Origin of the sequence: Fulvivirga lutimaris (genome assembly GCF_009711525.1) — a bacterium.
Taxonomy (GTDB): Bacteria; Bacteroidota; Bacteroidia; order Cytophagales; family Cyclobacteriaceae; genus Fulvivirga; species Fulvivirga lutimaris.
In genome coordinates this window covers 3,348-11,055 of the sequence record NZ_SMLV01000408.1, presented here as the reverse complement: position 1 = coordinate 11,055, position 7,708 = coordinate 3,348, and the positions used below count along the sequence as shown (strand labels likewise).

Genomic DNA, 7,708 nt, shown 5'->3' with positions numbered 1-7,708 from the left:
AGTAACGGTAAACCAAAGCGAGTTTTTACTTTGGAAAACCACGAATGTTATTAAGCAAAAACAGGATGGTTATTTCGCTGTATTTATTAAAGTGCCATTGGGTAATATTTCAGCTGCTACCGGCTACAAGCTGGCTGCCTTAGCTAACGAAGTTGCTTCTGATGACATAAGAATTACAGTCACTCAAAACCTGCTTTTCAAATTTGTAAAAGAAGAGGCACTTGAATATCTGTATGCTCAGCTTCAGGAGTTGGATTTGGGAGAGCCCGGAGCTGATAAGGTGCTGGATGTAACTGCCTGTCCGGGTACAGATACCTGTAATCTTGGAGTAACAAACTCAACAGGTGTGGCGCTTGAAATTGAAAAGTTAATAGCTGAAGAGTACGAGCATTTGATAACTGAGAACTTTCTGACCATAAAAATCAGTGGCTGTATGAATTCTTGCGGACAGCACATGATAGCCAACATTGGTTTGCATGGCAGCTCCATAAAAAATGGAGAAAAGGTAGTGCCAGCATTACAGTTGGTACTTGGCGGAGGTGTAGATGCGGATGGACAGCACACCATTGCTGATAAAGTTATAAAGCTTCCGAGCAAGCGAATACTAAGCGCCTTCAGAATAATTTTTGATGATTATGAAACCAATGCATATGACGAGGAATATTTCAATAGTTATTATGCGCGCCAGGGTAAGCGATACTTTTACAGCCTTTTAAAATCTTTGGGTGACATCACAACTATTGAAGATAGCGAGTATGTAGACTGGGGGCATAATGAGGATTTTGTTCCTGAAATAGGAACAGGGGAATGTGCCGGAGTGAGTTTGGATGTGGTAGGAACTATTATCTTGGATGCGGAAGAGAAGCTGCATTTCGCCAAGGAGGCACTAGATAATGAATCTTATACTGACTCAGTTTACAATAGTTACCATGCCATTATTGTAGGAGCAAAGGCCCTGTTGTTGAGTGACGATATTTCCTGCAACACTCAGATAGGCATCATCAAAGATTTTGATGAGCATTTTGTAACAAGCTCTAAAATAGGCATTGATGGTAGCTTCGAGGATTTTGTCTTGAAGATTAATAAGAATAAGCCTGAAAAGCCATTTGTCTCAAAATATTATGAGGAGGCAAGGGCCTTCATCGAACTGGTAAAACAATACCGAGCAGCTCAGAAGAGTGAAGATAAATTAGTGATCACCGACTTTTATAAAGCATAATTATGGAACCAAAATTAACATTAGTAGGAGCAGGGCCAGGTGATCCTGAACTTATAAGTCTTAAAGGAATAAAGGCGATAGCCAAGGCAGATGTGGTGCTTTACGATGCGCTGGTAGACGAAAGTCTGCTGGAATATGCGCAGAAAGATGCTATCAAAATATATGTAGGCAAGCGTGCCAATCAGCACAGTCATTCGCAGGATGAGATTAATAAACTGATCGTTGATAATGCCTTGAAGCATGGCCATGTCGTGAGGCTGAAGGGCGGAGATCCTTTTGTATTTGCCAGAGGATATGAAGAGTTGGCAATAGCCAAAGCCTTTGGGATAAAAACAGAAAGTGTGATCGGTATAAGCAGCGTTAACCTGCCCGGATTGTATGATATTCCTTTGACAGCTCGCGGCACCAATGAAAGCTTTTGGGTGGTAACTGCCACTACCTGCAAAGGCGAGCTGAGTAAAGATGTGACTTTAGTAGCTCAGTCCACTGCTACGGTGATATTTCTGATGGGGCTGGGTAAGCTCAAAGTGATAGTGGAGGCGTATCGTGGGCATGGTAAGGATAAATTACCCATAGCCATTATTAGCAAAGGTTCACGCCCAGATGCTCAGGTGATTAAAACTACTATGGACAACATAGTTGAATTGGCTGAAAAAGAGCAGATTCAATCGCCAGCAATTATAGTGGCCGGTGAAGTGGTGGGGCAGGAGCTTGAGCAAATAAAAGTGGATTACTTAAATCAACCATTAGCTTATGCAATCGCCTAGAAACAATCTTTTTCCGGTATTCTTAAAGCTCTCACAGCTCAAGGTGTTGATCGTGGGAGGAGGTTTCGTTGGTCAGGAGAAGCTTGAAGCTTTATTGAAAAATGACCCTGATGCACGAGTGAAAATTGTAGGCAGAGAAGTGTCTGATTCACTTATTAAGCTGGCTGAGTCTAACAGCAGAATTGAATGGGTTGTAAAGCCATTCGGGCCTACTGATATTGATAGCAGTATTGATATGGTTATTGCTGCTACAGATAGCAGAGAGGTTAATCTCAGAGTAAGAAATGCTGCCAAGGCAAAAAGACTGCTGGTTAATGTAGCTGACACTCCAGATTTATGTGATTTCTATTTGGGTGCTACGGTAACTAAAGGGCAGCTGAAAATTGGAATTTCTACCAATGGCACTTCACCCACCTTTGCGAAGCGGTTTCGGCAGGTGCTGGAAGAGATATTGCCTGAGGATACCAATGACCTACTGACCAATCTCAAGGTAATCAGAGATGATTTAAAAGGGAATTTTGCTTCTAAAGTGACGAAGCTCAATGAGTTGACCAGCAGTTTGATAAAATAAATTGACATCATGGATATTAAAAGTCTTAACGATAAATACCACTACCTCTCCCCGCTGATGCGGATGGAGAAGATGTTTAATGATTTTGAGAGTCCGCGGGTGCTGGCTACCTCATCTTTTGGTACTTCTTCGGTCGTTTTGCTGCATTTGATAAGTAAGGTGAATCCTGGTCATCCGATCTATTTTATAGACACAGGCTATCATTTTAAGCAAACATTAGAATATAAAGAGCAACTTCAGGAGCGGCTAAAACTCAATGTGATTGATATTCAGGCGCCAGAAAATCGTCATAAGTTTACCAAAGAGCATAAGACTTATCGGTTTAACCAGGACCTGTGCTGCCATATCAATAAGGTGATGCCTGTGGACGAGCTGAAGGCCAACCATGACCTGTGGATATCGGGGGTGCTGCGCTACCAGAATGCCAACCGTGCCAAGATGAAGATTTTTGAAGAGAAGCCTGATATTGTAAAGTTTAATGTGCTGCTGGACATGACCCAAAAGGAAGTGGAGCTGTACAAGTACATCAACGAATTGCCGGAGCACCCTCTGTTGCCTGAGGGCTACCATTCCGTGGGCTGTGAAAACTGTACCGTTAAGGGCATTGGCAGAGAAGGACGATGGGTGGATAGTTTTAAAGCTGAATGTGGGTTGCATGCTTAAACTATAGGCAGTGATGAAAACTATTGCTATTTTTAGGCGTGGTCAGAATAATCTTATTCAGCATTTTTTGCCTTTCATTTTCAGCCTTGCAGGCGCAGGATAAGCTTGACTTTGGCGATACCGGCACCACCAATAAAGCACCTAAATACAAGTCTAACCCAAAGGACTACAAGCAGAAAAGACCGATACAATGGGTGAAAAACACCGCTAAAGACCTGCTGATTGGCAACCCTTGCATGGAGGAGGTAACGCAGGAGATGGGCTTTGTGTATTTGATACAGCCCAAAGGTGCCTCACCCAACAAAAACGAAGTACAGCGACTGATGCACAACCTGTTTGCCAAGCTTGCCATTACATTTAGAAATGGCCCTTTCTGGAAGTTTAAACTGAAAAAGAAAAGGAAAGAGTGTGGTATGGAAACCGGGGATATTGTGGGTTAACACTCTTTCAAAACTTATTACAAGTTCTTCGGAATTTTATACCTGCTCAGAGTCACTCATAGAGGACTCTGAGTTTCATTGACTTTTAATTATCAGAGTCCCTGACTATATGTGATTGTGTTTTTGAATACGAATTGAAAACTCTACGATGGTCCTTCAGAATTACAAATTCCGAAGAGCAGGCGTGAATCGATCAAAACCCTAGGTTGATTTAAGAGCCTCAAATGGTTAATTCCTTGTTAAAAATTTATTCACCATTGAGGTTAAAGTAACCCCACTTATCGGTTTTGAGATAAAATCATCGCACCCCAAGGTCCTGGCTTTTTCTTTGTAATCATCTGTTGCAAATCCTGATTGAACTACTATAGGAAGTTTGGGGCGAAGTGCTTTGATTATTTCAGATGCTTGAAAACCATCCATAATAGGCATCTTAATGTCCATAAGAATAAAGTTTATTTGTTCGTTTTGTTCGCAAATTTCAACAGCTTCCTTTCCATTATTGGCGTGTAATATATTGCAGGATACTCCAGACTCTTTTTCTAACCAAGTTTTTAGAAATAGATAATTAATCAATTCATCCTCGGCAATTAATATGTTCCATTTCTGCTCCTTGGTCATAGTTGGAATTTGAAGTTTCTAATTAAGAGTTGTTTTGGGTATAGAAATGAAAAAAGTAGCCCCTTTTCCTTTTTCAGATTTTACAGAAAGTTTGCCACCTAGCAACTCAGTGTTTTCCATAGCTATTGATAAACCCAAACCCAAACCTCCAACATTTTTGGACAGTTCTTTTTCTTCCTGAGAGAATCTCTGAAAAATGGATTTTTGGTTTTCTTCTCTAATACCAACTCCGGTATCCTTAACATAAATCTCTAGCTCTTTGTTTTTTTCTAGATAACCAATTTCAATAAATCCAGTTGAGGTGAACTTGATCGCGTTTTCTAAAATCTTTACTAAAATTTTACGCAGCTTTTTTTCGTCAGAAAACAAAGTGCTTCCTTCATCAGAAAGTGCTTTTTTAACAGATAGAGGTGTGCCGTTTTTCTCTGCCTTGGTTTCATATTCAGAATGTAAACCCATGAGCAAGTCATTCAAGCAGAATTCCTTTTTGATGACATCAACTTGCTTTGTAGCCAGTTCGGATATTTCTAAAATCTCGTCAATTACGTGCATTAATTGATTGCCACTTTTATGGATAATGTCGATGTATTGCTTTTGCTCATCTCCTGTTTTTTCTGAATTGAATAACATCTCTGAAAATCCTAATATGCCATTTAAAGGAGTCCTTATTTCATGAGACATATTATTGATAAATTCAGTTTTTAGTCTGTCACTTTCCTCAGCTTTCTCCTTAGCTTTAATTAATTCTTCAATAGCCTTTTTACGCTCAGTGATGTCTGTAAAGGAAGCTACTACTCTAGTAACATTACCTTTATCATCGGTCAATGGCCTCGAGTTAATTGAAATGATAGTTCGATCATCATCATTAGAATACACGTTCATGATTGTGTTATCCACTGGTTTGCCAGTCCTCAGTGTTATTATTGATGGGTGATCTTCTGGTCTGAAGGGTGACCCATCTTCTCGGGTAGCTTGCCACCGCGGGTCAAAAGAGTCTTTTCCAAGTAATTGATCCATACTTAACCCCAAAATTTTAGGGGCGGAGTCATTAGCCATTAATATTTTGTCGTTTTTGTCTTGAACGACCAAGCCTTCACTTAGAGCACTAATTACGGAATAGTATAATTTTTGACTTTCTTGAAGTTTCATCTCTGCCATCTTTAGCTCTGTAATATCGCGAGCTATGCAGTACATAAGGTCTTCTTTAGGCTTTGGCGTAACACTCCATTGTAAATAGATGACATCACCTTTTTTATTTACGAAGCGGTTCTCAAAATTTATTGTGACCTGTCCAGTTGATAATTTAGAAATTTCCTCATCAGATTTAGCATGATCATCTGGATGTATAAAAAAGTGAAATGGTTTAGCCAGTAATTCTTCTTCAGTATACCCCAGCAACTTTGACCAAACAGGGTTGATATATTTAAAATATCCATCAAACCCAGCTACACATATTGGATCTTCCGATACTTCAAAGAAGTGTTTGTAAATGTTGTCAGGGTGAGAATCAATCATACTTATAATTCATCAATTAGTTATTAAAACCAGGCAATAGTAATTTACGATTTTTTCTTAAAAGACTGGATGATAGTAGGTTACTATTATTGCCTGTTAATTTTAATTAATCTGATCGAGGCTAGACGAGTTTAACTTTTACCTATAGTAAGCAAGCATAACAGGTGTAATTGAATAAAATTCAAATTCGTAACCTTTTCACAGAAGAGGGGTATATGTATTATATTTACATTTGTGATGGTAATTAAATGAAGGCTACGAGTTTAGGTGATTTCGAAGAATTGGTGCTTATGTCTGTTTGCATTTTAAATGAACAGGCCTATGCGGTGAGTATAAAATTAGACCTTGAAGAGCGACTGAAGAAAGGCATAAACATAAGTGCTATTCATACTGCGCTCTATCGGCTCGAGGACAAGGGGTTTCTTACATCAAAAATGGAAGGTGCCACTGCTGAGCGAGGAGGGAGAAGAAAGCGTTACTTTCTGCCAACATCAGAAGGGCAGCGTGCCCTGGCCAGGCTTAAGTCCTTAAGGTATTCTATGTATCAACTAATACCCGATCTTTCCAATGCATAATCAAGAGCTTCCTCAGCCACCCAAGTGGATGGACAAATTGCTGGCACTGTATTGCAGTGCTAACCGATTTGAAGAACTCCAGGGCGATTTGCATGAGCTATACCGCTATGACCACCGCAAAAAGGGAGGAAATTCTGCAAAAAGAGCTTACCTGTGGAATGTTATCAAATGCCTTAAGCCATATGCATACCATTACAAAAGACATAACGACTATCATAAAAAAAACACAACGGATATGATTTGGAAATTCTTAGTACTTGCCTTTCGGAGACTGGTTCGACAGTTTAGCTATTCGGCCATCAATATTTCAGGTTTAACCATCGGTATTGTTTGTTTCACTTTTATCTACATCTATGTAAGTGATGAGTTAAGCTTCGATCAGTTTCATTCTAAAAAGGAAAACCTCTATACTACTCCTTTTACCTGGCATTTTGGAGAAACATCATTGCCTACAGCAAGGGCTACTTCTAATGTTGGGCCATTGTTGCAAAAGAATTACCCTGAGGTATTGAGTTTTGTAAGGCTGACGCCAATGTCCAGGGTGATTAAAAATGGTAATGTAGTTTCAGAGGAAAATTCATTTGTCTTTACTGACAGTACCTTTTTCAAAATGTTTTCTTTTGATCTTTTGGAAGGCGATGGTGAGTCTGCTTTGGTAGAACCTAAATCCGTGATATTAACGGAGCGTATGGCTGCCAAATATTTTGGCATCGACTGGAACGGCAAGAGCTTGGTGGGCTCTACATTGCAGGTAGGTGCGGAAGATGAGTTTAAGATCACAGGTATTGCTAAAAACCCACCAAGTAACTCACATATCCAATTTGATTTTCTGGCAAGCTTTTCCACATTTCCAAAGATGGCTGAGGTGGGTAGTTTTGACAATAGCGCCTACCTTACTTATGTTGAGTTGGTACCAAATGCTGACGTACCTCAGCTTAGAAATAAAATAACAGAAGACCTAAAAGCAGGTTTTGGTGGGGAACTTCCTGTTGAGATTGGCCTCAAGCCGTTAGATGAAATATATCTTAAATATGGCCGAGATACCGGAGTTGGGCCAATAAGCAACATTACCACAGTGTATATTTTTGCTGGTATTGGCTTGTTGATTATTATCATTGCCTGTATTAATTATATGAATCTTGCTACTGCCAGGTCAGTAGAGCGAGCCAAAGAAGTGGGTGTTAGGAAAGTAATGGGTGCTGCTCGCACGCAGCTTATAGGTCAATTTTTAGGCGAGTCTGTAATTATCACTTTCATTTCTGTGCTACTGGCACTTGGGCTTTTATATTCACTTTTGCCGCTTTTTAATAGTCTGGCGGGTAAAGAGCTTACATTAAATT

Annotated in this window: 9 protein-coding genes; 7 read left to right on the top strand and 2 right to left on the bottom strand. The window is 39.9% G+C overall.

Annotated elements, in window-relative coordinates; translation table 11 throughout:
- The 5 genes from E1140_RS21555 to E1140_RS14690 all read left to right on the top strand — a co-directional run.
- The coding region (locus E1140_RS21555) for a HEPN domain-containing protein (RefSeq protein ID WP_185153609.1) at window positions 1-1,219 on the top strand (1,219 nt) is incomplete at its 5' end.
- A 2-nt stretch (window positions 1,220-1,221) separates the two neighbouring features.
- Window positions 1,222-1,986: a uroporphyrinogen-III C-methyltransferase gene (cobA, locus tag E1140_RS14705; protein WP_155185368.1), complete on the top strand. Its 765-nt coding sequence runs from the start codon at window positions 1,222-1,224 to the stop codon at window positions 1,984-1,986.
- A complete protein-coding gene (locus E1140_RS14700; RefSeq protein ID WP_155185365.1) occupies window positions 1,973-2,557 on the top strand; it encodes a precorrin-2 dehydrogenase/sirohydrochlorin ferrochelatase family protein in 585 nt (194 codons plus the stop codon). Before cobA ends, E1140_RS14700 begins: the two co-directional genes overlap by 14 nt.
- Before the next feature lie 9 nt (window positions 2,558-2,566).
- Window positions 2,567-3,220 (top strand): phosphoadenylyl-sulfate reductase, encoded by a 654-nt coding sequence (locus E1140_RS14695; protein WP_155185362.1) that lies wholly within the window; start codon window positions 2,567-2,569, stop codon window positions 3,218-3,220.
- A 38-nt stretch (window positions 3,221-3,258) separates the two neighbouring features.
- Window positions 3,259-3,660, top strand: a complete 402-nt coding sequence (locus E1140_RS14690) for a hypothetical protein (protein WP_155185359.1) — start codon at window positions 3,259-3,261, stop codon at window positions 3,658-3,660.
- A 228-nt stretch (window positions 3,661-3,888) separates the two neighbouring features.
- Here the strand turns inward: E1140_RS14690 and E1140_RS14685 are convergent, their stop codons facing one another.
- Both E1140_RS14685 and E1140_RS14680 read right to left on the bottom strand, forming a co-directional pair.
- Entirely contained in the window at window positions 3,889-4,278 is a 390-nt protein-coding gene (locus E1140_RS14685; RefSeq protein WP_155185356.1) for a response regulator, read from the bottom strand.
- 18 nt (window positions 4,279-4,296) lie between these two features.
- The gene (locus E1140_RS14680; protein ID WP_155185353.1) at window positions 4,297-5,793 is read right to left on the bottom strand and encodes a PAS domain-containing sensor histidine kinase; all 1,497 of its coding nucleotides are present in this window, start codon (window positions 5,791-5,793) and stop codon (window positions 4,297-4,299) included.
- Window positions 5,794-6,041: 248 nt separating this feature from the next.
- On the opposite strand from E1140_RS14680, the gene E1140_RS14675 reads away from it, so the two are divergent.
- Both E1140_RS14675 and E1140_RS21550 read left to right on the top strand, forming a co-directional pair.
- Window positions 6,042-6,368 (top strand): PadR family transcriptional regulator, encoded by a 327-nt coding sequence (locus E1140_RS14675; RefSeq protein ID WP_155185350.1) that lies wholly within the window; start codon window positions 6,042-6,044, stop codon window positions 6,366-6,368.
- Window positions 6,361-7,708: ABC transporter permease (locus E1140_RS21550; RefSeq protein ID WP_185153608.1), on the top strand; the 1,348-nt coding region annotated here is incomplete at its 3' end. The genes E1140_RS14675 and E1140_RS21550, both read left to right, overlap by 8 nt.